At 45.6% G+C, this 26170-nt stretch carries 29 protein-coding genes, 2 pseudogenes and 1 riboswitch; of the genes and pseudogenes, 8 read left to right on the plus strand and 23 right to left on the minus strand.

Going from position 1 to position 26170, the window contains the following annotated elements; translation table 11 throughout:
• Nucleotides 1–94: 94 nt before the first annotated feature.
• Genes MHH76_RS11680 through MHH76_RS11695 form a run of 4 tightly spaced genes read right to left on the minus strand, consistent with a single transcriptional unit; the run spans nucleotide 95 to nucleotide 4095 of the window.
• Entirely contained in the window at nucleotides 95–1231 is a 1137-nt protein-coding gene (locus MHH76_RS11680; RefSeq protein WP_026579412.1) for a conserved virulence factor C family protein, read from the minus strand.
• Between the two features lie 30 nt (nucleotides 1232–1261).
• Nucleotides 1262–1933 (minus strand): HD domain-containing protein, encoded by a 672-nt coding sequence (locus MHH76_RS11685; protein WP_025811258.1) that lies wholly within the window; start codon nucleotides 1931–1933, stop codon nucleotides 1262–1264.
• Nucleotides 1921–2400, minus strand: a complete 480-nt coding sequence (locus MHH76_RS11690) for a glutathione peroxidase (protein ID WP_020451887.1) — start codon at nucleotides 2398–2400, stop codon at nucleotides 1921–1923. Before MHH76_RS11690 ends, MHH76_RS11685 begins: the two co-directional genes overlap by 13 nt.
• A 15-nt stretch (nucleotides 2401–2415) precedes the next feature.
• Nucleotides 2416–4095: a formate--tetrahydrofolate ligase gene (locus MHH76_RS11695; protein WP_033155118.1), complete on the minus strand. Its 1680-nt coding sequence runs from the start codon at nucleotides 4093–4095 to the stop codon at nucleotides 2416–2418.
• 151 nt (nucleotides 4096–4246) lie between these two features.
• Between MHH76_RS11695 and metA the strand changes: the two genes are divergently transcribed.
• Together metA and MHH76_RS11705 are read left to right on the plus strand one after the other, a co-directional pair.
• Entirely contained in the window at nucleotides 4247–5155 is a 909-nt protein-coding gene (metA, locus tag MHH76_RS11700; protein WP_025811256.1) for a homoserine O-succinyltransferase, read from the plus strand.
• Between the two features lie 269 nt (nucleotides 5156–5424).
• A complete protein-coding gene (locus MHH76_RS11705) occupies nucleotides 5425–6576 on the plus strand; it encodes a diglucosyl diacylglycerol synthase (RefSeq protein ID WP_023857399.1) in 1152 nt (383 codons plus the stop codon).
• 53 nt (nucleotides 6577–6629) lie between these two features.
• Here MHH76_RS11705 and MHH76_RS11710 read toward each other — a convergent pair whose 3' ends face one another.
• On the minus strand, nucleotides 6630–7319 hold the full coding sequence (locus tag MHH76_RS11710; protein ID WP_025811255.1) for an AIM24 family protein: 690 nt from the start codon (nucleotides 7317–7319) through the stop codon (nucleotides 6630–6632).
• Nucleotides 7320–7603: 284 nt separating this feature from the next.
• On the opposite strand from MHH76_RS11710, the gene cspD reads away from it, so the two are divergent.
• The gene (gene cspD / locus MHH76_RS11715) at nucleotides 7604–7804 is read left to right on the plus strand and encodes a cold-shock protein CspD (protein ID WP_003230776.1); all 201 of its coding nucleotides are present in this window, start codon (nucleotides 7604–7606) and stop codon (nucleotides 7802–7804) included.
• A 54-nt stretch (nucleotides 7805–7858) separates the two neighbouring features.
• Here the strand turns inward: cspD and MHH76_RS11720 are convergent, their stop codons facing one another.
• Entirely contained in the window at nucleotides 7859–8041 is a 183-nt protein-coding gene (locus MHH76_RS11720) for a hypothetical protein (RefSeq protein ID WP_003182837.1), read from the minus strand.
• 160 nt (nucleotides 8042–8201) lie between these two features.
• Here MHH76_RS11720 and MHH76_RS11725 point away from each other — a divergent pair, with 160 nt between their 5' ends.
• The gene (locus MHH76_RS11725; RefSeq protein ID WP_020451892.1) at nucleotides 8202–8468 is read left to right on the plus strand and encodes a DUF2564 family protein; all 267 of its coding nucleotides are present in this window, start codon (nucleotides 8202–8204) and stop codon (nucleotides 8466–8468) included.
• 59 nt (nucleotides 8469–8527) lie between these two features.
• Here the strand turns inward: MHH76_RS11725 and MHH76_RS11730 are convergent, their stop codons facing one another.
• Together MHH76_RS11730 and MHH76_RS11735 are read right to left on the minus strand one after the other, a co-directional pair.
• Nucleotides 8528–8713: a zinc-finger domain-containing protein gene (locus MHH76_RS11730; protein ID WP_003182841.1), complete on the minus strand. Its 186-nt coding sequence runs from the start codon at nucleotides 8711–8713 to the stop codon at nucleotides 8528–8530.
• A pseudogene (locus MHH76_RS11735) lies at nucleotides 8706–9387 on the minus strand (reverse transcriptase-like protein). Before MHH76_RS11735 ends, MHH76_RS11730 begins: the two are co-directional and overlap by 8 nt.
• Before the next feature lie 75 nt (nucleotides 9388–9462).
• Here MHH76_RS11735 and MHH76_RS11740 point away from each other — a divergent pair.
• Genes MHH76_RS11740 through sspL form a run of 3 tightly spaced genes read left to right on the plus strand, consistent with a single transcriptional unit; the run spans nucleotide 9463 to nucleotide 10741 of the window.
• Nucleotides 9463–10164 (plus strand): queuosine precursor transporter, encoded by a 702-nt coding sequence (locus MHH76_RS11740; protein WP_023857402.1) that lies wholly within the window; start codon nucleotides 9463–9465, stop codon nucleotides 10162–10164.
• Nucleotides 10154–10552, plus strand: a complete 399-nt coding sequence (locus tag MHH76_RS11745) for a reverse transcriptase-like protein (RefSeq protein ID WP_020451895.1) — start codon at nucleotides 10154–10156, stop codon at nucleotides 10550–10552. The genes MHH76_RS11740 and MHH76_RS11745 overlap by 11 nt, the downstream gene beginning before the upstream one ends.
• Before the next feature lie 42 nt (nucleotides 10553–10594).
• Nucleotides 10595–10741: a small, acid-soluble spore protein L gene (sspL, locus tag MHH76_RS11750; RefSeq protein WP_003182847.1), complete on the plus strand. Its 147-nt coding sequence runs from the start codon at nucleotides 10595–10597 to the stop codon at nucleotides 10739–10741.
• A 9-nt stretch (nucleotides 10742–10750) separates the two neighbouring features.
• Here sspL and MHH76_RS11755 read toward each other — a convergent pair whose 3' ends face one another.
• From MHH76_RS11755 to MHH76_RS11825, 15 genes and pseudogenes are all read right to left on the minus strand, one after another.
• Entirely contained in the window at nucleotides 10751–11641 is an 891-nt protein-coding gene (locus MHH76_RS11755) for a 5'-3' exonuclease (RefSeq protein WP_095323697.1), read from the minus strand.
• Nucleotides 11642–11722: 81 nt separating this feature from the next.
• Nucleotides 11723–11872: a hypothetical protein gene (locus tag MHH76_RS11760; RefSeq protein ID WP_003182852.1), complete on the minus strand. Its 150-nt coding sequence runs from the start codon at nucleotides 11870–11872 to the stop codon at nucleotides 11723–11725.
• A 79-nt stretch (nucleotides 11873–11951) separates the two neighbouring features.
• Nucleotides 11952–12221 carry a YpbS family protein gene (locus tag MHH76_RS11765; protein WP_023857403.1) on the minus strand — a complete coding sequence of 90 codons (270 nt, stop codon included), beginning with the start codon at nucleotides 12219–12221 and terminating at the stop codon, nucleotides 11952–11954.
• A 74-nt stretch (nucleotides 12222–12295) separates the two neighbouring features.
• Complete coding sequence (locus tag MHH76_RS11770) at nucleotides 12296–15859, minus strand: dynamin family protein (protein WP_043054357.1); 3564 nt, start codon at nucleotides 15857–15859, stop codon at nucleotides 12296–12298.
• Nucleotides 15860–16003: 144 nt separating this feature from the next.
• The gene (gene fbpC / locus MHH76_RS11775) at nucleotides 16004–16099 is read right to left on the minus strand and encodes a Fur-regulated basic protein FbpC (RefSeq protein ID WP_003182857.1); all 96 of its coding nucleotides are present in this window, start codon (nucleotides 16097–16099) and stop codon (nucleotides 16004–16006) included.
• Between the two features lie 63 nt (nucleotides 16100–16162).
• A complete protein-coding gene (locus MHH76_RS11780) occupies nucleotides 16163–16666 on the minus strand; it encodes an isoprenylcysteine carboxylmethyltransferase family protein (protein ID WP_039072797.1) in 504 nt (167 codons plus the stop codon).
• A gap of 7 nt (nucleotides 16667–16673) precedes the next feature.
• Nucleotides 16674–17771, minus strand: coding sequence for a 3-oxoacyl-[acyl-carrier-protein] synthase III C-terminal domain-containing protein (locus MHH76_RS11785; RefSeq protein ID WP_043054358.1), 1098 nt, complete (start codon nucleotides 17769–17771; stop codon nucleotides 16674–16676).
• A gap of 41 nt (nucleotides 17772–17812) precedes the next feature.
• On the minus strand, nucleotides 17813–18364 hold the full coding sequence (locus tag MHH76_RS11790) for a GNAT family protein (RefSeq protein WP_020451901.1): 552 nt from the start codon (nucleotides 18362–18364) through the stop codon (nucleotides 17813–17815).
• Nucleotides 18365–18437: 73 nt separating this feature from the next.
• Nucleotides 18438–19754 carry a nucleobase:cation symporter-2 family protein gene (locus MHH76_RS11795; RefSeq protein WP_020451902.1) on the minus strand — a complete coding sequence of 439 codons (1317 nt, stop codon included), beginning with the start codon at nucleotides 19752–19754 and terminating at the stop codon, nucleotides 18438–18440.
• Entirely contained in the window at nucleotides 19751–20335 is a 585-nt protein-coding gene (gene xpt / locus MHH76_RS11800) for a xanthine phosphoribosyltransferase (protein ID WP_020451903.1), read from the minus strand. Before xpt ends, MHH76_RS11795 begins: the two co-directional genes overlap by 4 nt.
• A gap of 118 nt (nucleotides 20336–20453) precedes the next feature.
• A riboswitch (purine riboswitch) is annotated at nucleotides 20454–20553 on the minus strand.
• Between the two features lie 139 nt (nucleotides 20554–20692).
• Nucleotides 20693–22195 carry a carboxypeptidase M32 gene (locus MHH76_RS11805; protein ID WP_023857407.1) on the minus strand — a complete coding sequence of 501 codons (1503 nt, stop codon included), beginning with the start codon at nucleotides 22193–22195 and terminating at the stop codon, nucleotides 20693–20695.
• 115 nt (nucleotides 22196–22310) lie between these two features.
• The gene (locus MHH76_RS11810) at nucleotides 22311–24230 is read right to left on the minus strand and encodes an ATP-dependent DNA helicase (protein ID WP_020451905.1); all 1920 of its coding nucleotides are present in this window, start codon (nucleotides 24228–24230) and stop codon (nucleotides 22311–22313) included.
• Nucleotides 24231–24338: 108 nt separating this feature from the next.
• On the minus strand, nucleotides 24339–24515 hold the full coding sequence (locus tag MHH76_RS11815) for a hypothetical protein (protein WP_020451906.1): 177 nt from the start codon (nucleotides 24513–24515) through the stop codon (nucleotides 24339–24341).
• Between the two features lie 196 nt (nucleotides 24516–24711).
• On the minus strand, nucleotides 24712–25074 hold the full coding sequence (locus MHH76_RS11820; protein WP_020451907.1) for a hypothetical protein: 363 nt from the start codon (nucleotides 25072–25074) through the stop codon (nucleotides 24712–24714).
• A gap of 152 nt (nucleotides 25075–25226) precedes the next feature.
• Nucleotides 25227–25345: pseudogene (locus MHH76_RS11825) on the minus strand (IS1595 family transposase); the annotation flags it as partial.
• 261 nt (nucleotides 25346–25606) lie between these two features.
• On the opposite strand from MHH76_RS11825, the gene MHH76_RS11830 reads away from it, so the two are divergent.
• Nucleotides 25607–26068, plus strand: a complete 462-nt coding sequence (locus tag MHH76_RS11830; protein ID WP_020451908.1) for a hypothetical protein — start codon at nucleotides 25607–25609, stop codon at nucleotides 26066–26068.
• Nucleotides 26069–26170: the final 102 nt, after the last annotated feature.

The raw sequence follows: 26170 nt of genomic DNA on the forward strand, positions 1-26170 counted from the left end.
AGACGCGTGACTTTTTTCAAAATTCCCGGATGGATCCCCGCTGCAGAGCGAAGAGCTTAAGGCATAAAAAAAGACGCTGTTTCCAGCGTCCTTGTCAGCCGTCTTTTTTGCGGCTTTCCGTCATTTGCTTCCATACGGAGCCTTTCGCTTCTTCACCGTATTCGATCCGTTCGACCGCCATTTTGACTTGAAGGCTGACTTCAAATTCGGGATCGTTTTCAGCTTCTTTTAAAGCGGGAAGCGCGCTCTCATCGCCGACTTCGTACAGAAACATGGCGGCTCTCCAGCGCACAAGCTTGCTCGGGTCCTTGAGCGCTTTGATCATTGCCGGAATCGCTTCCGGGTTTCCGATGTCTGACAGACAATCACCGGCTGTTCTTCTGACCGTGATCGTTTTGTCTTCGAGTGCTTGATATAAAAGAGGAAGCACCGCAGGCGTTTCGATCATGCCCAAATAAACGACAGCAAGTCTTCTGATCGATGTTTTCGGGTCATTGAGCGCTTTTTCGAGTACTGGAATGTCCTTTTCATCCGGATCCATTTGTTCAAGATGGGCATAGCGTTTTTGCCAATCTTCCTCATCCATCATTTCAAGCGTTACCCGGTAAGACTTTCGCTGCACAGCCGCGCGTTTATCCTCAGCATCGCTTGATGCGGCTGATTCCGTCAGCTTCCGCAGGCGCTCCTCATCGTAAGCCGCCTCAAGCTCTTCCGTTACTTCACGGCCGATTTCTGAAAAATCGCCGAATCTGACGCCTTGCTCTTTCCAAGACCGTTCGAGCACGACGTTGGAAGACGCGGTTTTAAGCTTCAAGATCGCTTCTTGGAAACGTTCTGGAAGGCCGAAGCGCTCCTCGCGCTCGCCGTCGGTCAATTTCACCTGCATCGGTATCCCGCTGAACATTTGCACGAAGACTTTAACTTCGCCAAACGATTCTTTTTCTTCGGAACGGCCCCCCGCCTCTTCGGCTTCGTCCATTCCGAAAGCAGCACGCACGGCAGGGAGGATGTCTTTCCAGTCAAATCTCGCATTGCGCTCGACAGCGATAAAATCGGCCACATGGTAGACGCCTTTTACTCCCTCTATGTTTAAAACCTCTTGGATGACGGGAGGCGCGCCTTCCGCATGGTCCTTTTTATAATTATTGCTTTTTCCGCCCGGCAGTTCTTCGGTCAAAATCACCTTCATTGTATTCGGGCTCGGTGTCGGTTCTATCGATTTAATTTTCATCATTGTCCCCCTCTGTTAAAAGATCCGGTCTTATTCTACCATAACCCCCGGCCCTGATCTATCAAGGCGGCTTTCTCTGGAGAAGGCGCATTCATTTTCCAGTTCGCCGAGAAATTCGAGCATCAGCTGATGCCTTTTTTCCGCGAGCATCCGTCCCGTCTTTGTATTCATCAAATCTTTTAAAAGGAGAAGCTTCTCGTAAAAGTGGCCGACAGCAGTAGGCGCATTGGCGCTCCCGTAGAGGAGATGACCCTTTGCCCCTGCATACATCAAAGCCCTGGCGATCCCGACGGCGCCGATCGCATCAAGCCGATCGGCATCCTGAACTGCCATACCTTCTTTTGAAAGGCGTTCGTCTTTATATTTTTCTCTGTCTCTGAATGACATTCTTGTGATGATGGCAAGAATCCCGTCAATCGTTCCAGGATCGACCTTCCAGTCTTCTGACAGGCGCCTTTTCAACTCATCAAGCGGAACCCGGTGTTCATCGTCCAGCTTTACATCAATCATATCGTGGAGAAGGGTGGAAGCTTCGGTCACAAACAGGTCTGCACCCTCTTCTTTTGCAATCTGAAGGCTTATGTTCCGAACCCTTTCGATATGCAGCCAGTCATGTCCTGTCCCTTCGGCTGCGAGCTTTTTTCTTACCCATTCGGACATCAAGCGGATCTGTTCTGTTTGTTCCTGATTCAGCCCAGCCATTTCTGAATGGCCTCCTCCATCTCCTTTGGATTGGTTTGCGGTGAAAAACGCTCAACGTTCTCCCCGGTTTGATCAACGAGAAATTTTGTAAAATTCCATTTGACCGCTTTTGTTCCAAGCATGCCCTTCGCCTTGTTCGTCAAGTGGCGGAACAGCGGGTGGATTTGATCTCCTTTTACATTCACCTTCGAAAACATCGGAAACGTGACCCCGTAGTTTACGCTGCAAAATTCTTCTATGCTTTTTTCATCGCCAGGCTCCTGATTCATGAATTGGTTGCTGGGAAAGCCCAGAATCTCCAGCCCCCGGTCTTTATATGTTTCATACAAGTCTTGAAGCTGTTGATATTGGGGTGTAAATCCGCACTTTGAGGCCGTGTTGACGATGAGAAGCACTTTGCCTTTATACGGCCGCAGTGTCGTGTCCTCGCCTTTAATCGTCTTGACGCTGATATCGTAAATGGACATGACGGTCCCTCCTTTTTAGAATAAACCTTTGGCCCTGCCGTCTTCACCGACATCCATTTTAAGTGCAGCAGGATGTTTCGGCAGCCCGGGCATTGTTAAAATGCTGCCAGTTAAAGCGACGATAAATCCCGCGCCCCTCGATGGTTTTAATTCACGGACGGTGATGCTGAAACCTTTCGGCCTGCCAATTTTCCCCGGATCATCTGATAAAGAATACTGAGTTTTGGCCACGCATACTGGCAGCCCGTCCAATCCGTTCTTTTTCAATTCCAGCAGCTGCTTTTTCGCCTTTTCGGTAAACTCTACCCCCTCGGCTCCATAAACGGTGCGGGAAATTTTGGCTAATTTGTCTTCGATCGAGTCGGTTAATTCGTATAAATAGGAAAAATGATTGTCCTTTTGCTCCATGACATGAATGACTTCCCTTGCCAGGTCAATCCCGCCTTTTCCGCCTTCTTCCCAAACATTGCACAGTGCAGCCGGATGCCCGTTGTCCCTGCACCAGCCAAGAACCGTCTCAAGCTCATCCTCCGCATCGTGTACGAACCTGTTGACGGCCACAACGTACGGAAGACCGAAGGCGTCTATCGTTTCGATATGCTTGGTAAGGTTTGCGATTCCGCTTTTTAATGCGTTTACGTCTTTTTGCTTCAAATCGGCGAGAGGCATTCCGCCGTGCATTTTCAGCGCTCTTACGGTGGCGACGATCACGACCGCTCCTGGGGTGAACTCGCCGGCTCTCGTTTTGATGTGCATGAATTTTTCCGCACCCAAATCCGCGCCAAATCCCGCTTCAGTCACGACATAATCAGCCAGTTTCGCCGCCGTTTTAGTCGCGATCAAACTGTTCGCCCCGTGTGCGATGTTTGCAAACGGGCCTCCGTGGACGAGCGCCGGTGTTCCTTCAACAGTCTGAACAAGGTTTGGTTTGATGGCATCTTTTAACAGGAGAGCGAGCGCTCCTTGAACACCGAGCATGCCGGCCGTCACCGGCTGTCCGTCAACAGTGTAGGCAACGATCATTGCTGCCAGACGTCTTTTTAAATCGGCCAAGTCTCCGGCCAGGCATAAAACGGCCATGATTTCCGATGCGACAGTAATGTCAAAGCCGTCTTCCCGGGGAAATCCGTTCGCTTTTCCGCCTAAGCCGACAACGGTTTCGCGCAGCGCCCTGTCATTGAGGTCAAGCGTCCTTTTCCAGACGATTTTTCTAATATCGATGTTTAATTCGTTTCCCTGATGAATATGATTGTCTATAAAAGCCGCCAAAGCGTTGTTCGCAGCTGTGATCGCATGCATATCTCCTGTAAAGTGAAGATTGATATCCTCCATCGGAAGAACCTGGGAATATCCTCCTCCGGCAGCCCCGCCTTTCAGTCCCATTGTCGGACCGAGTGAAGGTTCCCTCAGTGCAACGATCGATTTTTTGCCAATCTGCCAGAGCGCCTGGCTCAATCCGACGGTGACAGTCGACTTCCCTTCGCCGGCCGGGGTCGGGTTGATGGAGGTTACCAAAATCACCTGTCCATCGTTTTTTTCTTTTAAACGCTCAAAAATTTTTAAAGAAATTTTCGCTTTTGTGCAACCAAAACACTCTATTTCATCGTCATTTATATTGAGCTTCCGTGCAATTTCGGCAATCGGTTTTAATTCCGTACTTTGGGCGATTTCTATGTCTGATAGATGGGATTTCATTTGCAAGAGGATCCTCCTTTTGGTTCATCACACGATGATTTTCCATATTTTTCACACACTTCTTTCATTGTAACACAATTCACACATTGAAATATCGCCAAAAAGTTCCTATAATGAAGAAAAATCAGCGGAGAAAACCGGAGGTGGCGTGTTGCCTATCAACATACCTATCAATTTGCCAGCGAAGCAGATTCTTGAAAGTGAAAATATTTTTGTCATGGATGAAAAACGGGCTTTTCATCAGGACATCAGACCTTTAAATATTGTGATTCTTAATCTGATGCCGCAGAAAATCAGGACCGAGACACAGCTGCTCAGAATGCTCGGGAATTCTCCTTTACAGGTATATTTCACTTTTTTAATACCGTCTACACACACGCCAAAACATACACCAAGGCAGCATTTGGAACAGTTTTATACAACTTTTTCTTCGATCAGGAACAGAAAATTTGACGGCATGATCATTACCGGCGCGCCGATCGAGCACCTGGAGTATGAGGAAGTGTCCTATTGGAAAGAACTTCAGGAGATTTTAGAGTGGAGCAAAACGCATGTCACGTCAACGCTCCACATCTGCTGGGGAGCGCAGGCGGGGCTTTATCATCATTACGGAATTCGCAAAGTCAAACTGCCGAAAAAAACATTTGGCGTTTTCGAACACAGAATAATGGAGAAAAATGAAAGACTGATCAGAGGCTTTGAAGAGTTCTACTATGTCCCGCATTCAAGGCATACAGATATAAATATGGATGACCTAAAAGCCGTTTCTCATTTAAAAGTGCTCAGCGTATCCGATGAAGCGGGCGTCTGTTTAATTGCTTCAAAAGATGAAAAACAAGTTTTTTTAACTGGACATCCTGAGTATGATACAGATACTCTTAAAGAAGAGTATGAAAGGGATTTGGCCAGAAACATGGACATTGATCCGCCGGTGAATTATTTTAAAGACGGGCCGGACGGTGCGGCGCCTGTAAACCGCTGGAAAGCCCACGCGACTCTTTTGTTCATGAACTGGCTGAATTATTACGTTTACCAGGAAACACCGTACGAGTGGAAATGAAATTCTCATGCCCTGGTCTGATGCAAGACATTCAAAATGTGTTAAAATACTGTTGGGTTAGTCTTCCATAAGGGGGTTCGGCTTGGCCGCGAAAGCAGGAATAATAAGGAACCCAGTGCTTTCCTGCCGATCCATACTTTAAAAATACCTTAATTTTTGTTCTTCATTTATAATTAAAATAATATTTATGGTATGGTATGTGTGGACATTGACTCCTGTTTTTTTACCATTTTAGCTCTTGCTGTTTGAATTAATTGAGGTGAATATGCTTGAATACCAATAAAAATATATTAATTTTGACTGCAAATTACGGAAATGGCCATGTTCAAGTAGCCAAAACGCTCTACCAAGAGTGCGAACGGCTCGGTTTTAAGAATGTAACTGTTTCGAATTTGTATCAAGAATCAAACCCGATTGTGTCAGAGATCACACAGTATCTCTACCTGAAAAGCTTTTCAATCGGTAAACAGTTTTATCGCCTTTTCTACTATGGGGTCGATAAAATTTACAATAAAAGAAAGTTTAATATTTATTTCAAAATGGGAAATAAACGGCTGGACCAACTGGTTAAAAAACATCAGCCAGACATCATCATCAATACGTTTCCAATGATTGTCGTACCCGAATACAGACGGAGAATGGGAAAAGTCATTCCGACCTTTAACGTCATGACGGATTTCTGCCTTCACAAAATTTGGGTCCACGAACACATTGACAAATATTACGTAGCCACTGATTATGTGAAGGAAAAACTGCTCGAAATCGGCACTCACCCGAGCAATGTCAAGATCACGGGTATTCCGATCCGCAGGCAGTTTGAAGAAGAAATGGACAAAGATAAAATCTACGAGAAGTATCAGCTGTCTCCCGACAAGAAGATATTGCTGATCATGGCAGGCGCACACGGGGTTCTTAAAAACGTAAAGGAACTGTGTGAATCTCTGGTGACGAAAGAGGATGTTCAAGTCGTCGTCGTGTGCGGAAAAAATACGATGCTGAAATCTTCACTGGAAGACATTGAAGCCCTTTATCCAAACAAGCTGAAATCACTCGGTTATATCGAAAGAATTGACGAGCTGTTCAGGGTGGCTGACTGCATGATCACAAAGCCGGGCGGAATTACCCTGACGGAGGCCACGGCAATCGGCGTTCCCGTCATCCTTTACAAGCCTGTTCCCGGGCAGGAAAAGGAAAATGCCCTGTTCTTCGAAGACAGAGGAGCTGCCATCGTCGTCAACAGGCATGAGGAAATTCTTGAATCAGTCTCCTCCCTTTTGGCTGATGAGAAAAAGTTAAACGAAATGAAGAAAAACATTAAAAACTTGCATTTATCCAATTCATCAGAAGTCATCCTGACGGACATTATCGAGCAGTCTGAAATGATCATGAACAAAAAACAGACTGTCCGGGCGCTGTCCTAAAAAAGCCCGAGTCAAAAAAACACTTGCCCTGCAAGTGTTTTTTTCGTTTAATATTAAGATTCCGAGTAATAAACTTCTTCAAACGGCTGCACAACGACAAACCCGTTCCCTGAAAACTTCATTTGGATCGATTCCCCGCTTCCCCTGCCGATGAACGTCTTAAAAGATACATCTGTCACAAATTCAGGCTGAAGGCTTCCAGACCAGGCAACCGTTGCGTTTGGATCGGTATAGACTGGGCTTTCCGGGGTTACGATCAAAGTGAGCGGTTCGTAATAGCTTGTGATTGCAGCCATTCCAGTTCCCTCAAGCTTAATGTTAAACAATCCGCCGGCCAGCATGCCGGAAATTCTTTTCATCAGTTTGATGTCCCAATGGATCGACGGCTCAAATGCGAGCAGATCGTGCCCGTTCACAAATATGGAGTCCCCCTTCAAGTTTAAGATGGAGATCTTCTTCCCTTGATCAGCAAGGTACACCTTTCCGTTTCCTTCCGCTTTCATCAGTGCAGCCCCTTCTCCGCTGAACACTTTTTTCACCATCCGTCCAATTCCGTGTTCAAATACCCCTTCACGCTTAAATTTGACTCTTCCCCTGTAGGAAACCATCGAACCGGCCTTTGCCCACACTTTTCCATCGAGATTAACTTCCAAGAGACGGGGTGTTTCCATTTCAAACAGCCCCTCCCCTTTGTCTTCCTGCTGGGTTTTGGATACAAACTCATCAACCGAATAACGATTCATCTATAAACACTCCTCTTCGCATTCCTGATATTGGTTTTATTATATACGGGCTGACGCTTAAAATGTTTCGTCCGCTTTGCGAAAAATAATGATCAATAACCAGAAACTGAAAACGATTTCAAAGAAATTCCTTAAAAAAGCATTAAAGTTCATTTTTTTCTCTTGACAGCTTGACGAAGCCTCCATAGATAGTGTATAGTGAAACCATCATTTAGCAGAACACCGTTAGATGATGAAAATTTTTTTTAGCACATTGTGCTACAGTACTAGGAGGATTAAGCAATATGCAAAACGGTAAAGTAAAATGGTTTAACAATGAAAAAGGCTTCGGCTTCATCGAAGTTGAAGGCGGAGACGATGTATTCGTTCATTTCACTGCAATCGAAGGTGACGGATACAAATCTCTAGAAGAAGGACAAGAAGTTTCTTTCGAGATTGTTGAAGGTAATCGTGGACCTCAAGCATCTAACGTTGTAAAGCTTTAACAAAATCAAGACAATTGAGACTTCAAATAAGAGGAGAGGCATTTTTTGCCTCTCCTATTTAATTTTCAGCTGAATTTCGATTGCCAGTATATTCTGCTTCAACCTTTGCTCGATTTCCTCAATGTTCTTCTCGAGAGATGGACGCCCCTTTTTCGCGATATCAACGAGCTGTTCAAGATCTTTATATACCTCCACAAATGTCTTGTGAAGAACGGTTTGCAGTTCATTGCTTTCCACTGTTCCTCAGACTCCTTTTTTTCATGATTACCTAAATTAGTAATAAAGACTTATATTTTTTAGGTTCAATAGTTATATCGGATTAATTTTACTTTATTTTTTCTATTTCACACATAAAAATGCCTTTTTTAGAAAAAATACTTGTCGGAGGTGTATGATCATGAACTCAGAACATCGCGATGATCTTGTAACGGGATTTAATCAGCGCAAGCAGCTTGAAATAGCCGTAGAAACCGCCCAAAAGACGACGGGAATGGCGACGAGGCAAAAGAGCTCCACTTTGCTGAAATCGGCGTATCAATCCATCGAAGACGCCAGACAGCTGTCACAGGCTGAGGAACTATCCGCCCTGGATGAAGACTTCTTAAACGAACAGCTCAACATCTTAAATGATTGCCAGCACCAGCTTGACGAATCACAGCATTAAAAAAACCGCGTTCAGCGGTTTTTTTAGCGCGGCCCAAGGATGATGGTTTATTGGGGGGATCAATTTTTGTTTGTCAACACGTCTCCATAGGTTCGGAGCTTTTCTCCGACCGTGCATTTTGAAATGCAAAATGCGTGGGCATACGTTTTTCCGTATTCTTTTCTGAAGTGTTTTTTAATGAAGCACCCTTCACAGTAGGTGTCCTGCAAATGTGTGAGTTCCTTAAAGATCTCTTTCTTATCCAAAACGTTCATCTCCGTTATTCATCTAGTTTGATTTGGCTTTCCACAATGGTATGCTCAAGCATTTTTTTTGCGAGCTGATCCGCTTCCTTGTTGTCTTTGCGGCTGATTTGAATATAGGTGGGCGTTAGCTTTAATTTTTGAAGCTGGCTCTCGATTCTGTCCAGCCATTTCGAATGAACGGGGTCATAGCATGGCCAGTTACCTTCAAGCTGGTTCAGCACGACGAGCGAATCCCCTTTTATGACGACGGAGTTCCTGCTTGCCCCAAGGTCTCTAAGCTCTTTAACGGCTTCGGAGAGAGCCGCATATTCCGCCTCGTTATTCGTTGTCAGCCGAAAGCTCTTGTTCTTTCTCAATCGGTACCGGTCCCCGCCGAGGGAGTAATATATCACAATGCCTAAACCAGCGAGCTGACTTTCTTTATCATAGCTGCCGTCAAAATAGACGGTGATCTCATCCGGTTCAGCCGCAAGTTCTTCTTTCAGCTTTTCCAGCTCTTTCAGAGTCCAAAAGCTGCCCTTCTCATCTTCAAACTCAAGTTCAGTGACATACGGACTTTGAGAAAGCTGACGCCCGGCCGCCACTGCCTCTTTCATCTCGATCCATTCATCAGCTGTAAAAGGAATGGGTGAAGACCCTTTAATCTTGATTTTCATACCTGCTCTCAGTTTCACAAAATCACCTTTATTCAAATTATGGCTTGTTATGCTATAATCAAAACAGTTTATTCAGAAAGGAAGTACCCGTTCTTGTTTAACGAAATATTATGGATTAGTTTTGCGATCATTAATTTTATCATTGTTCTCTTCTTTTTTAAACGATTTGGCAAAACCGGTTTATTTGTCTGGATCGGTTTTGCGACAGCCGCCGCCAATATCGAGGTGGTCAAAACGGTCGAGCTGTTCGGGTTGACCGCGACACTCGGCAACATCCTGTACGGAAGCGTATTTTTTGCGACCGACGTCATCAATGAAAGATACGGAAAGGAAGAAGCGAAAAAAGCCGTTTCAATCGGTTTTTTCATTCTGATTGCTTTGACGCTCGTCATGCAGGGAGCGCTTCTGTTCAAGCCGCATCCGGAAGACATTGCACAGCCTGCGCTGGAGACGATATTCGGCTTCTTGCCCCGTGTGGCGCTCGGCAGCCTGCTCGCCTATATCATCAGCCAAACGCTTGATGTTTATGTATATTCGGGAATCAGAAGGTTATTTCCTTCCGATCGGGCACTGTGGCTTCGCAACAGCGGCAGCACAGCCCTAAGCCAGCTGCTTGATACATTGATTTTTACAAGCGTCGCATTTATGGGCGCTTATCCGCTGAATGTCTGGATTCAGATTTTCATCACGACATATGTCTTGAAATTCGTTGTCGCCGTTTTCGCAGCGCCGTACGCTTATGCCGCTAAAAGAATCACCCCTTTGGATGAAAGGAGCGGAAACAATGCCGATTGAGGTCTATATCGACGGAGCAAGCGCGGGTGATCCCGGACCGTCCGGACTTGGCATTTTCATCAAAGACGGTCAGAAGACCGAGTCCTTCTCCCTTCCCGCCGGCTTACTGAGCAATCATGAAGCGGAATTCAAGGCGCTGATCGAAGGAATGAAGCTGTGCGCCGAACGAAACTACCGGATCGTTTCGTTTCGGACCGATTCGCAGATCGTCGAGCGCACGGCGGATTTGGAGTTTGTCAAAAATCAGGCATTTAAGCCTTATCTGGATGAAATCATCCGCTTAAAAAACGATTTTGATTTATTTTTTATCAAGTGGATTCCTTCGAAGTCTAACCAGGCGGCTGACAAGCTTGCGAAAAAGGCGATATTGCTGAATCACCCCGAGTAAAATCCATTCCCGCTGCACATCATAACGAGTGAGGTGGTTCATGTGGAAAAACAGCATTCAGCAGGAAGAGGCCGCCTGACAGGCGGTGTCACGCCCCAGGGAGATATTGTATTAAACCGGGATAACCGGCATACAGACCCAAAAACCGAGCTTGAAAACCGGGCGAAAAAAAGCAATACAAAACATTAGAGAGATCGGTTATCCGATCTCTCTTTTTTCGAATTTCACCAGCAGCGGTTCGATTCCCCGTATTTGATGAAGTCTCAGCATCGCTTTCGCCCTGTCATGCATCAAGGTGAAGTCTGCGTCGTCCAATGAGCAGGAAAGCGGTACATCGCATTTGATTTCTGCAAGGATTCTGGACAGCTTCAGGTCTTCAAGACATTCGGTTATTTTCGTCTGCTGACCCTTTGTCAGCTGTCCGATGTTTTCCAGCAGCCGGTCAACAGTCGAATATTCCTTAATCAGTTTGTAGGCCGTCTTTTCGCCGATGCCTTTTACACCCGGGTAGTTATCGCTTGTATCACCCATCAGCGCTTTGATGTCAATCAAAGCCTTCGGCTCGACACCGGTCTCTTCACTGAATGATTCTTCCGTGTATACTTTATAATTGCCGATTCCCTTTTGTAGCAGGGCGACTTTAACATTGACTGTTAAAAGCTGAAGCAAATCTTTATCACCGGTGACGATCGTGATCTCCGCTTCTTCGCTGAACATCGCTGACAGCGTGCCGATGCAGTCATCGGCTTCATAGCCCGCAATGCCGATATTTAAAATCCCGAGCTCTTCCGCCGCTTCCTTTGCCATGTCAAATTGCGGTATCAATTCTAGAGGCGGCTCGCCGCGATTCGCTTTATAGTCCTTAAATAAATCGTTGCGGTACGTTTTGCTTCCCATGTCCCAGCAGCAGACGACATGACTCGGTTCAAACGCAGACACCGCGGTTAACAGATGCTTTAAAAAGCCGTGAACCCCGTTTGTCGGCACCCCTTTGTCATTCAGCATAAAATTGCGGTGCACCGCAGTCGCAAAAAAAGACCGGAATAATAAAGCCATCCCGTCTACAAGCAGCAGCTTCTTGTTCATTATGGAAACTTCCTTTCTTCATACAATGCACTTATTGTACCACAGGAGCAAAAATGATGAAAACAGCGTCAATCAACGCTGTTTCTATTTTTGGTGCTGTTTTTTGCTAGAAATTAATTTGGCGGCTTCCATTTGCGAATAGGATTCAGTCGCAAATTCAGTATTAAAGCCGTTCTTCTTTTTAGCGTTGTTGTTTCGCTGTGCATTCGCGTTGCCAAGCTTTGTTCTTCCCATTACACTTCACCTCCAGCGGGCGTGTCATGGTTTATGTTTTGCAAAAAAACATGACGCCACACGCGGAAGGATTCACCAGCTAGGCCTGCGGATATTTTCGGCTGACGTATTCGGCGACCATTTCTTTCGAGACGAGCCGTCTCGTGGGAACGATGCCTTTTTTGGCCAATTCGTTCATTTGCATGGTAATTTGGTTGATGAGGCCGGTTGAAAATGCTTCATTTCGCCGGCACTTATCAACCGCTTCATCGATCGCTTTTTCCCTCTCCTGTTCGAGACGCACGAACTGCTTGATGTGCTGGTGCTGTTTTTTGGAATGTGCTGTAATGGCTTCATGAACGTTTGTCATCATCTAATTCCCTTCTTTTTTTATTCAGTCTATCATGTCTGCCGGCCAGATATCCATACCAATATCAATCTGATTTAACTTGAGCGGAGCCATTGGCCTGCCAAGTTATGCGCTTTTTCAATGTTTTCACGCTCTGCGCTTTCCAACGGCTCATGAAAGTACGCTTCTTTTTGTTCTTCGAGTTGAGCTTTTGCGGACAGAACAGCCGCTTTCTGTAATTGTCCGGCGCTCGTTTTGCAGCGCTTTAAACATGTCCGCTTTTCACGTTGAATCCATTCGTCCGTGATAGCCGAAAGCTTTGCAGTAAACGCCTCGACAAGCCGGGCTTTGCCATTTTGCTGAAAAAACGCTTTAGGCGTTTTGAACATTTTCAGTTCATCTGCAAATTCCCCTTCATCCGCTGACGCTGCAGCTGTTTCCCAGCTGCCGGTCTCAGGGCGGTCAGCTGTGATATGAACCGCAAAATAAGGATTATCGGCAAGCCGCTCTTTTACGGCATTTGCCCACTGTTCGCCGGCATACTTGAGCATGATGTTTTCCATTCTGATATCAAGCGCTTTTAGTTCCTGCAAAAATTCGAATTCATACTCCTTTAAGCAGCTTTTCAAAGCGGTTTGCAGATTGGCGCGCCAATCTCCGTTCTGAAGCCCTGGATGGATTGCAGCTTTAAATAAATCATGTGCATAAAAGGCCAGGCGCTGCCTCATGTGGTAAAATTGCTCTTCCACATCCTTTTCGGTCATTTGAAGGATTGATGATCCCTTTTCTGCTTCTTCAATGACAGCTAAAGCCGCTTGATAAGCTTTGGCGATCCGCTTTTGCTCCGCTTCCTTTTCTTCAGCGGAACGGTGCAGTGAACGGCGGAGCTGAAAGACGGTTTCACACAGTTTTTTGCCTTCATCAAGCAGCTCTTCGACAGCTGTTCTGGCTAGACCATTTTCGATAAAATCGTCGAGCTCCCGCTTTAATCTGCTGAAATCGTTATTCGGCGAAGCTTTTTTGCTGAGCTCCTGTTTGCTCGATACGTGATACAGATGCGGGTTTTGAATGCCTTCTTTCAAGAGCTCTCCCCTAACATAGTCTTCAACCGTCTGTAATTCGGCCGGGTTTTCCGCGAGGTCTGCCGCATTTAAAATAAAAAACATTTTATCCATGCTGAAAGCGTCTTTAATGAGTCCGAGCTTGCGCAAAAACGACCGGTCCGCTTTGGAAAATGCATGCTGGTAGTATGTTAAGTAAAGCAGAGCATCGGCATCTTTCATGTATTGAAACGCAAGCTCAGTATGCCGCTTATTCATGCTGCTGGCACCCGGTGTATCGACGATCGTAATTCCTTTCTCCGTGACCGGTGTGCTCAAATAAACGGTGACTTCACGGACGGCGCAGGCCGTTTGTTCTTCAGCGACATACGGATGCAGATCTTCAGCGGAAATCGTCAGGATTTCCCGATCGTTGATATATGAACCATAACGCTCATAAGCTTTGAGGAAGTTCTTGATCAGCAGCCGTTCATCATCATCCAGGTCTCCTTTTTTCAAAAGGTTTCCAAGTTTTTCGCCAAAAGCGGAGCCTTTTGCCGCAGCCATTTTCCCCTCCAATAGCTGATCCAGTTCCGCTCTGATTTCCTCTTCCGTTTTAAAAACGACTTCAGCCGTCCCGTTCCTTTTGGTTCCCGACGGTTTTGTTATTTTATTAATCGTTGCCGTTGTCGGCGTCGGAGATGACGGCAGCACTTTCCGCCCGCAGAGCGCATTTGCAAAAGACGATTTGCCGGAACTGAATGCGCCGAAGAGCGCCAGGGTAAACTGCTTTGTATGAAGGCGTTCCGTTTTGTCCAAGAATGCTTTTCGCTGCTTTTCCAAAGCAGGAATATCCGCCAAAAACCGGGCCAAGTCGAAAAAGTGCTCAATGTACTCAGAAACGCCCTTTTTCGGATGGAGCACATCGTCTTTACGGCTGCTGTTTTCCCCTTGCACACGGACCGGTTCCGCTCGTCGGGCATCAAGCGGTTTTTCAAGGGGCTTTTTTTCTTCGGCATACCAATTCGCTGGCAGCTCGCTCTGATCGCCGTGTTCCCATTGATCCCAGAGACGGTTTGCTTTTTCATATGACTTCTGCTGTTCGATCAACCGGCTTTCGAGGTCGGCGAGCTTCGCCTGTTCCGCTTCATATTCGACTTTCATCGCTTCCGCCTGCAGGCCGCTTCTTTCTTTGATGAATGTTTTGAGCTGATCGATAAGCGGCTGCGCTTGTCTTTTTGCCTTTCTTCTGATGTTTTCAGCCAGTTCTTTCGTATAGTTCAGCACGTATTCCGGTGTAAGCTCAGCCCCTTTTTTCTGGGAACGAAGCAGTTCATTTTCATCTACCTCTGTCCGAAATTGAAGAACGTTCCGAAGCAGTTCATCACTCTGGACGTTAAAGCGGTTCATGAAAGCCTTGATTGCTTCAATGACATGCCAGTCGATTTCGGCTTGAACCCTTTTTTGAACGTCGGCAAGAAACACTTCTTTTCGTTTTTGTTTTTCTTCAAGCGTTTTGGCCTTGCTGAAAAGAAATCCTTTTTTAAAGCCTTTTTCGATAGATTCCAAATACGATTTGGCCAGTTCTCTCATCTCAAACGGCGTTAAGTTTGCGTTTTGGGCAATTGTATGAATATCTTTTTTGTTTTGTTCCTCCGCCCGTTTTTCCTGTTCTATCAAATCGGCAAGCCGTGCTTTTACAGACTCGACTTTTTCTCTTAAGGAAGCGGTTTCTTCAGACAGAGCCGTGTCTTCGTCACTGATCAGCATTTTGATATGTTCATGAATCAGGCTGCTGATTTTTTGCTCCGTATATGCCTTTAGCTGCTGTTCGGATTGATGCTGCAACCTTTCCAGCACAGCGCGAAGCCGGGTGAATTCGTTCAGCGGATGACCGGCTTCGGTGACCGATGTAAAAAAGAGATGATCTTCATCGATCCCTTCTTTCTGCAGCATATCAAGCACTTGCTTTTTATAGGCATGGAAGCCTGTTTCTGCTTCGTCATGACGGTCAATCTGGTTCACGATGAAAAAAATATTGGGTATCTGATCTTTTATTGATCGAAGAAATTTCACATTTTCTTCGGAATGGACATGATTGTAATGCACGACATAAAACAAGGCATCCGCCTGGTGAAGTATCGAAGACGCCGATAAAAAATGGGCATCGTCCGTCGAATCAATTCCGGGCGTGTCAATTAAGACGGCCTGAGGCGCGATTCCTGAAAATGGCCCCTCGATTTCCACCATTTCAATCTGGCTGCCGTCCCTGCAGTACGCCTGCACTTTTTCTTTATCATAAGAGCCATCCATCCGGGCGTATCTTCCATCGATCGTATGGAGTGTTGTTTTCATTTCCCCCCGGCGAACCAGCACAAGATTGGCGCTCGTCGGTATCGGACTTGTCGGCAGGACGTCTTCCTGAAGCAGCGCGTTCAATAGCGATGATTTTCCTGCTGAATAATGTCCGGTTAACGCAATGTACACTTCTTTTCTCAGCCATTTTCGGATGATTCCCGCAAGCTGCGCAGACCGCTTGTCATCCCCGTTCTTCCTGAGCTCCCCGAAAACCGCTCCGGCTCTTTTCAACAAGTCGTCTTTCGTGTTTATTTGTGCCATGTTTCCTACCCCTTTTATGCGTTGTTGTTTGCCATCTTAGCCCTTTCTCCCATTTTACACAACCTTGCTGTATTTTTCTTCACAATCTGAAAGAAAAAACGAGAAAAAGCTGCCTGTTTCGGCAGCTTCAGCACGTGTATTTATTTATTTTTGCGGATTCGCTCCTGCGATACCTTTTAAGACATAACCAATCAATAAACTGTATGTACTGACCGCCGCCAGCAAAAAAAACATCGTCATACGCGACTCACCATCCTATAATGAGAATGTTTATCATCATTATAAATGAAATGATAATCATTTTCAATGGTGTAATTTTTCTAATGCCTGTTCTTCCGTGCGGATGCGGATGTACATGACAGCAGCGTTGAGCACCGTAAATAAAAGTGCGGTGGCGTATGCCTGGAAAAGCAGGGGCAAAAGCAGAAATTCAAGAGCCACCGCCACATAGTTCGGGTGTTTGAACCATTGATAAGGCCCCTTTCGGACAAGGTTCGTTCCAGGGATGACAAGGATTTTCGTGTTCCAGCATCTCCCCAGAGAAAAGAGCGCCCAATACCGGAGGGCCTGAGTGAAGATGAGGCCTGTTAATACGACAAGCGCCATCGGAAGAGGTCCGCGTTGAAAAGCGATCGTTTCCCAAATCAAAGATATGAAAAACAAAACATGCATCGCGACGATATAAGGGTAATGACGTCTCCCGTATTCGACCGCTCCCTCTTTCAGAGCGTTTTTTTCATTGAACTTCGCGACTGCCAGCTCAAGCAAGCGCTGGGCGGCAAAAATGCTTAAAATTGTCCAAAACATGTGTCAGTCACTCTCTTTTTGTCCATTTCAAAAGCAGCAGCTCCGATGAAAAGCCCGGGCCGAGCGCCCCTAAGAGACCGTATTTTCCCGGTATGGGACTGCCATGCAGGCAATATTCTTTTAAAACATGCATCACAGTGGCTGATGACATATTGCCGTGCCTGGCCAAAATTTTTCGTGAACAGTCGATGTGCGCTTCGGAAAAGCCGAGGCTTGCCATATAAGCGTCGAGAACTTTTTTTCCGCCAGGATGGGCAAGAAATACTTGAATGTTCTCCAAAGCGAGTTGTTCCCTATTGAGAAATGCTTCGACATCGTTCTTTAAATGTGTTTTGATCAATGTCGGAATGTCCCTGGAAAAAACGACACGGAAACCGTTGTCATTGATTTCCCAGCCCATGACATCTTCCGAATCTTCCAAGGTGGCTGATTGTGAGCTCACTACTTCCGGAAGAACCTCCAATCCGGCTGATGAGATATCCGCTTCCTTGCCGCACATTAAGAGCGCGGCGATTCCATCGCCAAATAAAGATGTGCCGATAAGGTTGCTTTTCGATTGATCATCCTTTTGAAACGTTAAGCTGCACAGCTCCGCCGCAATCACAAGGACATGGGCTTTTGGAAACGCTTTGCAGTATTCGAATGCCCGCGCTATACCTGAAGCTCCTCCTGCACAGCCGAGCCCCCAAATCGGAATCCGCTTCATCTGTTTTGAAAAAGGCAGAATGTTCATGAGCTTCGCTTCAATGCCGGGCGTCGAGATGCCTGTAGAAGATATAAAAAAAATCGCTTCAATTTTTTCGAAAGGGATTTCTTTTTTCAAGTACCGTTCGTCTGACAGGCAATTCGAAACGGCTTCTGCACTGTGTCTGACAGCCATTTCAATGTACGCCTGATTTTTTTCCTTGAAGCTCCTGGATTCTTTATACCAATCCAAAGGCATGACAAATTGTCTTGAAGCGATTTCTCCATTTTGGAAAGCTGACAGCAGCCGGTCAATGTCTTTAAATGAATCTTTGAACATCTCCCTCGCAAAAACGGCCGCTTCCTTCTGGTCGACATGGCAGCGGGGAAGGCTTGTCCCCGCCGAAATGACGTAGGCCATAATACCACCTCTATTTACAGCGTCTCCCGAATCGCCCGGCCTTATGTGGACCTCTCGAAAAAATAGGCCATCAGCACTTCATCTTCGTATTTCCCGTCCGCAAAAACCTGCTCCTTTTGAACCCCTTCAATGATAAAGCCGCTTTTCTCATAGAGCGACAGCGCTGCTTTATTTGCAGAAAATACGGTCAGGCAGAGCTTATGCAGACGATGCAGCCTGCACCAGTTGAGGGTGTAGGACATGATTTCCCTGCCAATCCCAAGCCCTTGCGCTTTGCTGTGAAGCCATGTTCTGAACAGCCCCGTGTGCCGCTTCATTTTGAGGTCGCCGCGAATGACCCGGGCAATTCCGTACACCGCACCATCGATTTCAACCGCCGCATACATGTTATCCTTTTCCATCATATCGCTGATGAATGCCCGCTCTTCCTCAAGTGTGCGCGGCCGTTCTTTTTGGATGTACACACCGGTTTGAATCACATCTTTTACTGCTTCAATGATGTCGGGGGCATCCGCCATTTTGACGGGACGGATGACAGCTTCACCGCCGTCTTTCGTGCTGATTCGTTCGACAAGCTCATTCACAGTTTCCATTCGTTACGCCTCCTCTTCATACCGGTAGTATGGCTTATCCGCAATGCAAAAAAACCTCACAATCTGTGAGGTTTTAAACGGCTGATTTTTCAGTTGGAACTGCTTCAGGCTGTTCAGCATGACGAGAAAACGGATGGATATGAAAGATCGCATTCAAGAGAATGGCTGTAAAGCTTCCCGCGACAATTCCGTTCTCTGTCAAAAGCTTGACGGCATCGGGAAGGTTTTGAAACATTTGCGGTACAACCGTCACGCCTAGGCCGATTCCGATGGAACACGCTACGATCAATAAGTTCTCCTGCTTTCCGAAATCAACCCGGCTCAGCATTTTGATCCCGTAGGCGATTACCATGCCGAACATCGCGACCATAGCGCCGCCGAGCACAGGTTTAGGAATGATCGTCGTTAAAGCAGCGGCTTTCGGAAACAGCCCCAACAGAATAAGAAAAGCTCCAGCGAGCGCAATCACGCTGTTTTTCTTAACTCCTGTCAGCTGGACGAGACCGACGTTTTGCGAATAGGCCGTATAAGGGAAGGCGTTGAAAACCCCGCCCAGCAGCACGGCAATCCCTTCGGCACGGTAGCCTTTTGCTAAATCTTTTTCTGTCAGCCGGCGGTCCGTCAAATCACCCAATGCAAAGTAGACGCCTGTAGACTCGACAAGGCTGACGATCAGCACGAGGGACATCGTCAAGATCGGTGTGATCTCAAAAACGGGAGTGCCGAAGTAAAACGGATGGATCATCTGCACCCAGCCTGCGTTTGCCACTTCTGTAAAATCAACTTTTCCTATCAGAGCGGCGCCGGCTGTTCCTGCAATTAAACCGATTAAAATGGAAATTGATTTGATAAATCCTGTTGTAAAACGATATAAAAGGACGATGACCAGTAAAACGGAAAAAGCTAAAGCAAGATTGGACAGCTCACCGAAATCGCTGCTGCCTTCACCGCCGGCCATGTTGTTCATCGCAACGGGAATCAAGGTGATACCGATCACCGTGACGACCGATCCTGTGACCACGGGAGGGAAAAACTTAACAAGCTTTCCGAAGAAAAAAGAAACGATAACGACAATCACACCGCCTGCTATGATGCTTCCATAGATCGCTGGAATACCGTATTTTGAAGCAATCGCAATCATTGGTGAAACGGCTGTGAACGTACACCCCAATACAACAGGCAAACCGATTCCGAAAAAGCGGTTTTTCCAAACTTGCAGCAGTGTCGCCACACCGCACATCAAAATGTCGGCAGACACAAGGTATGTGAGCTCAGCCGGCGTCAAGCCGAGAGCGCCGCCGACGATCAGCGGCACGACAACGGCTCCTGCATACATGGCCAGGACGTGCTGAATACTTAATGAAACGGTTTTACCGGCCGTAAGTTTCATGACCCAACCTCCTGTAAAAAGGTAACTTTTCCATCGGCAAGGGATGCAATACGCGCAAGGGATTCGACTCTGATTCCAAGATTGTCAAGCTCCTCCCTGCCCGTCTGGAATGATTTTTCGATAACAATCCCGATTCCGCACACCTTTGCGCCGGCCTGTTCAATGATGGAAACGAGCCCTTTCGCCGCTTGTCCGTTTGCCAAAAAATCGTCGATGATCAGAACTTTGTCATCCTTTGAAAGATGGCTGGCTGATACGGCAATCGTACTTTCCGTTTTTTTTGTAAATGAATAGACAGAAGCCGTCAACAGATTTTCCGTTAAGGTAAGCGATTGACGCTTTCTTGCAAATACTACCGGCACGCCCAGCTTCAAGCCTGCCATCACGGCAGGTGCGATGCCTGAGGATTCGATCGTCACAATCTTCGTGACGCCTTCCTCCCGGAAAAGCGAGGCAAACTCTTCGCCCACAGCAAGCATTAATTCCGGATCGATTTGATGATTTAAAAATGAATCAACTTTCAGCACTTCGTCAGACAACACCGTGCCATGCTCTGCAATTTTTCGTTTTAGCTTTTCCATTAAACCCCTCCGTTCATCAATTGCCCTTCATAAAAAAAAGCATTGTCCGCTCGGATTTTGAATGCGAGCGGGCAATGCTTAAAAAGACGAATTCCGTCTGTTTCACTAAATGACGTTCGTTTTCTTAGCGCCCACTCATAGTCGGACATTTACGGTGTCCGGTAGAAACTTGCGTGCCATATCCACGCGATTATATGAGTGATATAATGTATCAAATTATATCAACTTTCGATCCGGTTGAAAAGGGATAAAACAAAAAAAGACGAACCTGCACACATTTTTTTAGTTTAATGTTCGTATTTAACAGAAAATTCTGATCCAAAAATCCCTCCCGGACTCACGGGAGGGATTTCTTTTTTACAAATAGAGTGTTGTATATTTTTCTTTCAGGTAGCGGATTAAATGACGGACGTTTAATTCTTCGCCTGTCGCAGACTTGATGATGTCCAACGGTTTTTTTCTTTTGCCGTGGATGTGAACGTGCTCTGTCAGCCACTTTCTGATCGGTTCAAATTCGCCGTTTTCAATCATGCGGTCAAACTCCGGAAAATCTTTCAGCATGCTTGATTTCAGTTGAGCCGCATACATATATCCGAGCGCATATGAAGGGAAATAACCGAAATCGCCGCCGGACCAATGGACATCCTGGAGAATTCCTTTAGCATCGTCAGGAGGCGTAATGCCCAGATATGCTTCATATTTGTCATTCCATAGTTTCGGAAGGTCTCCGACCGATACTTCGCCGCTGAAAATCGCTTTTTCAATTTCGTAGCGAATCATAATATGCAGCGGATATGTCAGCTCATCAGCCTCAATCCGAATCAGCGACGGCTTTGATTCATTAACGGCCCTGTAGAACCCTTCAGCAGTAACGCCTGCAAACTGGTCAGGACTTGCTTCTTTTATTTTCTCAAAATACCGCTTCCAAAAACCTTGATGTCTGCCGATAAAGTTCTCATAGAAAAGGGATTGGGATTCATGTATCCCCATTGATGCGCCGTCTGCTAAATTGGTTCCGCCCAGCGCTTCATCAATGTTCTGTTCATAAATGGCATGGCCGCATTCATGAATCGTTCCGAAAACGGCCGAGCGAAAATCGTTTTCATTATATGCTGTGGTCACCCGGGCATCCCCTTGACTGATCGTCACCTGGAAAGGATGAACCGTCTCATCCAGGCGCCCCGCCTCAAAATCATAGCCCAGTTCTTTTAAGAAAAAGTGGCATACATCGCGCTGCCGCTCTTTTGGAAAACGTTCGTGCACAAAGCCCGTATCAGGCTTTTGATCACTGGCGGCAATCTTTTGTACAAGCGGAACGATCGCCTCCCGCAATTCAGAAAAAAGGCCGTCGAGCTTTTCGACTGTAACACCTGGTTCGTATTGGTCCAGAAGGGTGTTATAGGGGTGGCCTTCATATCCCCAGTACGAGATAAACCGTTTTTTATAGTCGATGATTTTTTCTAAATACGGAGCAAAGAGAGAAAAATCGGACGCCTTTTTCGCTTTTTCCCAGACGGATTCCGCTTTGGATGTCAGCGTCGTATATTCTTTGAAATCTTCTTCCGGAATCTTGCTGTTTAAATCGTATTCTTTTTTCGCTTCCTCAACCGCTTTCTGTGTATCGGCAGGCAGATCCTGTTTTTGCTCGGCAAGGGCATCCAAAAGCTCCTTCATCCGCGGGGACGTTCTCATTTGAAAGACGTCTGCCGACAATTGTCCGATCGCTTCGGCGCGGCTTTCTTCGCCTTTTCTCGGCGCGCCCGTCCTCATATCCCAATACATCACGTTAATCGCCTGCTCATACCGGCTGATTTTCTTTAATGTTTCTAAAAACTCTTTTTCATATGTATTGATCGACATCATTCATCCTCCTCTTCCCTTATATGATGCGAATTGTAATCAGACTAATGGAAATATTTACGAAAGTCAACTTTTATGCAGCCAAAAAAAAGAAAAGCGGGATGTCCGCTTTTCTTTATACATAAACCGGCTGAACAGGAAGCACAGATTCGACTTCTTTTATCACATTCCATTCTTGTTCATCGCCCGCAAAAATGCTGATCGTGCCGCGGTCGCTGTTTGATCTGATCAGACGGCCGATGCCTTGGCGCAGCCTTAGCAGCATGTAAGGAAGGTCTACTTCGCGAAAGGCGTTTTCCAAACCGCTCCGCTTCGCTTCAAACACAGGATCATGCGGCGGAAAAGGAAGCGACCAGATGATGACATGTTGCAGCGGATCTCCGGGAATATCGAGCCCTTCCCATAGATGCACAGAGCACAAAACGGATTCTTCAACCGTTTGAAACTTTTCAACAATTGTACTGATTTCTTCATCCCCCTCAAAGTAAACAGGAAACGAAAATGATTCCTGTGCAGTCCGGCGCTTGAAGGACAGAAGCTCCTCAAAAGACGGAAACAGGAGCAGCGTTTTCCCGCCCGATTCTTTGATTGCACGGATTGCCGCTTTTTCTTTTGCTTCTTTTTCCTCAATTCGATGGATGTACACTTTCATCTGCTCTTCATAGTCGTACGGCGAATCAACGGTAAATGATAAGTAGTCGCGGATCCCAAGGCTTGTCGCTAAATAATCGAACGATCCGTTTTCCGATAATGTCGCCGATGAGAAAATAAATGGAATCTGCTTGGAGAACACTTTTTCTCCGAGAACTTCGGAGACGGTTCTCGGCATGACGACGAATGTTGACTCAAGCTCTTTTTGCTCAAGCCAGCTGATCGCATTTTTCCTGTAGAGCGAAAGGGAGTAAGCCATCTGTTCGAGATACTCTTCAACAACGGTTAAAGCGTATTGGTCGATCGTGTACAGCTCGCCTTCAAAAACGAGCGCCTCCCCGATCTTTTCAAGCAAATCATACAGCTCGGCGGCCGCTTTTTTCAGATTGGCATGATCTTTGATGCGCATGCGCTCAGAGCCTTCTGCTTTTTCGGCGTTTTCTGAAAGCAAACCGAAAAATTCGTCGTTGGCGCGAAGCGCTTCTTCGACAAGCTCTGCAAATTCTTCTCTGATGTCATTGCCGAGCAGGCGCTCGAGAAACATTTCGAGCGTCGATTGCTTCACCCTGTACGTCAGCGCCTTTTGCGCCGCAAACTCGAGCAGATGCCCTTCATCGAAAACCACAGCGCTGTGTTCCGGCAAAAGCGGAAGCTGGCCTTCCCGTTTTCTCGCCTCTTCTGTCCAAACGTGCTCCATATAGAAATCGTGGGAACAGATGATGAAATCGGTTGATTTTCGATAATGGTCTCTTGACAGTGTAAGTCCGCATCGGTGCCTCATGTCGCACGTGAGACAGTCTTGAAAAGAATCGTAACCGATTTCAGACCATTCATCATTTGATAAAGACGAATACTCTTTGCGGTCTCCGTACGGATAAAAAGACTGCATGCCCTGCGATTCATGAACGAAAGACGGCAGACTTTCGTAGAGGTCAAGCCATTTCTCATCATCAGATCGCTGCATCGTTTTCTCCAGTTTTTTCAAACATAAATATTGATCATGCGATTTGCTGAGCCTTGCGTCAATCGTCAAGCCCAAATGCTCGGAAATTTTGTAAATATCGCCTTCTTTTTTGACGAGCTGTTCGATCAGCGTCTCATCCGCACAAGCGATGACCGCCGGCTTGCCCGTATACCTGGCATAGCTCAAGGCAAACAGAAGATAGACGAGCGTTTTTCCGGTTCCGACTCCGGCTTCTGCAAACATGACCTTCTTTTCCTTAAATGCCCGTTCTAATTGAAAAGCCATGAATATTTGCTCATCGCGCAAATCAAAGCCTTTTTCAGGAAGAATATCGTAAAATACATCACCGATCCAATTGTTCAGTTCTTCATAAAAGTTTTTTGTTTTTGTTAATGAAAAAGGCAGACGAGATGCTGTCACCCTGCTCCAACCCCCAACTATCGAGTTTTCAGAACTTCTATCCTATCACTATGATTCGGGAAATTCAACAAGAAAGATTTGAGAAAAGGAGCAGGAAGCCTCTCTTAACTATTTCCGGTAAATCGAATGCGTCAAAAACGGATGATCCGTCGATTCCATATGGCTGATCGCGTTTTTCAATTCTTCCTTCGCATATGTAAGGCGCTCTTCGCCAATGTCCTCGAGCTGGTTTTCTGACGTCTCCAGCGCTTTTTGAATCATATGAATGTGATCGCTGTTCAACATGAAATCACCCCTTTTCAAAATCAATAATCCCGAGTATATGCAGGATGAATCGTTTTTATACAGGCTGATTTTATGTTTTTTCTTTGCTCTTGATAAATACGCAAAAATAAAGGGAATCCATAGTATATATGGTTTCCTTCAATCTTGTTATGTAACTCACCCGATTCCGGAACAATTAAAAACTTTAAGAACCGTCTTATATAAGACGGTTCTCCAAAGATTCGATTGCCAGTTTTAGTGCAGTCAAGCGACGCTCATTTAATGTTTTTTGAGGACTGCCTTCTTTTGCTTTGGCTATTTGTTTTTCAATAGATGGAATGATACCTTGTAAAACTTCTTTAGAAGTCAATATGATTTCTTCGTTATAGCCAAAATCTTCTCCATTCCAAATACCTTTTAGGCTTTCTAAACCAATTTTTACTGCGTTTAGTCTCTTTTTGACAAGAGTTGTGTTTGAACCTTTTTCTTTCGTGCTTTTATAAGCATTTGTTAGTTTATTAAAAGTTGACTCCAACGATTGAATGGACAAATCTTGGATTTCTTGGCTGACAGAATTCATATACAAACCTCATTTTTCTTTTTTAATGATTCAACATTTTTTAACAATCTGCTTAATGGTTGAATTAGGACTGCACATTCATTTTTGCGAGTCGTAAACTGTCATTTCGACTATCGACAAATAAAAATCAAGATATTTCGCAGCGACACCTTGATTAATCGACCACCCACAGTGGAAGAAGGTTCAACATAGCGTTTAACCCATCTTGTTCTTTTTGGGTATGTGGTAATCTGCCGATATCCTTTAACAAGTTGCTAAACGCTTTGCTCACCTTGATAACTTACCATCGAATATTTGTTCTGGTTTTGATTGTATCAAAATTTCGGAGAAGTTATCAAATATCAACATTTACGTTTAACCGTTTTCACAGCGGTCAAACACCCTTTTTCCAGTCAAACAAAAGCTTAACATCAGATAGTAAGGACTGTGTTAGACAATGTGCGCTTTATCCACAATAAAAACCCAGTCTATTCTGTTTTTCTATCATATCCTGTAGGGACTTAAAAATTTATAGACTAAAGGTGGAGAGTTTATGTACTATTATGAACCGGCAAAGAAAGATTATTGGGATTATGATTATGATCCTTATAAGAAGGATCACGATTATTGCAAAAAGGACTACTACTACCATGAGCCTTGCAAAAAAGACTTCTATTACCATGAACCTTGCAAGAAGGATTACGACTATTGCAAAAAGGATTATTACTACCATGAGGATTACAAAAAAGACTATGATTACCACAAGCCTTGCAAGAAGGACTACGATTATTGCAAAAAGGATTATTACTACCATGAGGATTACAAAAAAGACTATGATTACCACAAGCCTTGCAAGAAGGATTACGATTATTGCAAAAAGGATTATTACTACCATGAGCCTTGTAAAAAAGACTACGATTACCACAAACCTTGCAAGAAAGACTGCTACTATGAGCCGCGCAAAAAATGCTATGATTCGTCTTATAAAAAGAAAAATGATTCATGGATTTACTAGTGAATCGATGTTTTGCCATGCGCTTTTAAGGGGATAATCACGCGGGCGCGCAAATTTAAAAACGCCGTTCGGCGGCTTTCCAGCTATGGAAAGAAAAAAGGC

The sequence above is a fragment of the Bacillus sp. FSL L8-0193 genome (assembly GCF_037976065.1).
GTDB lineage: Bacteria > Bacillota > Bacilli > Bacillales > Bacillaceae > Bacillus > Bacillus paralicheniformis.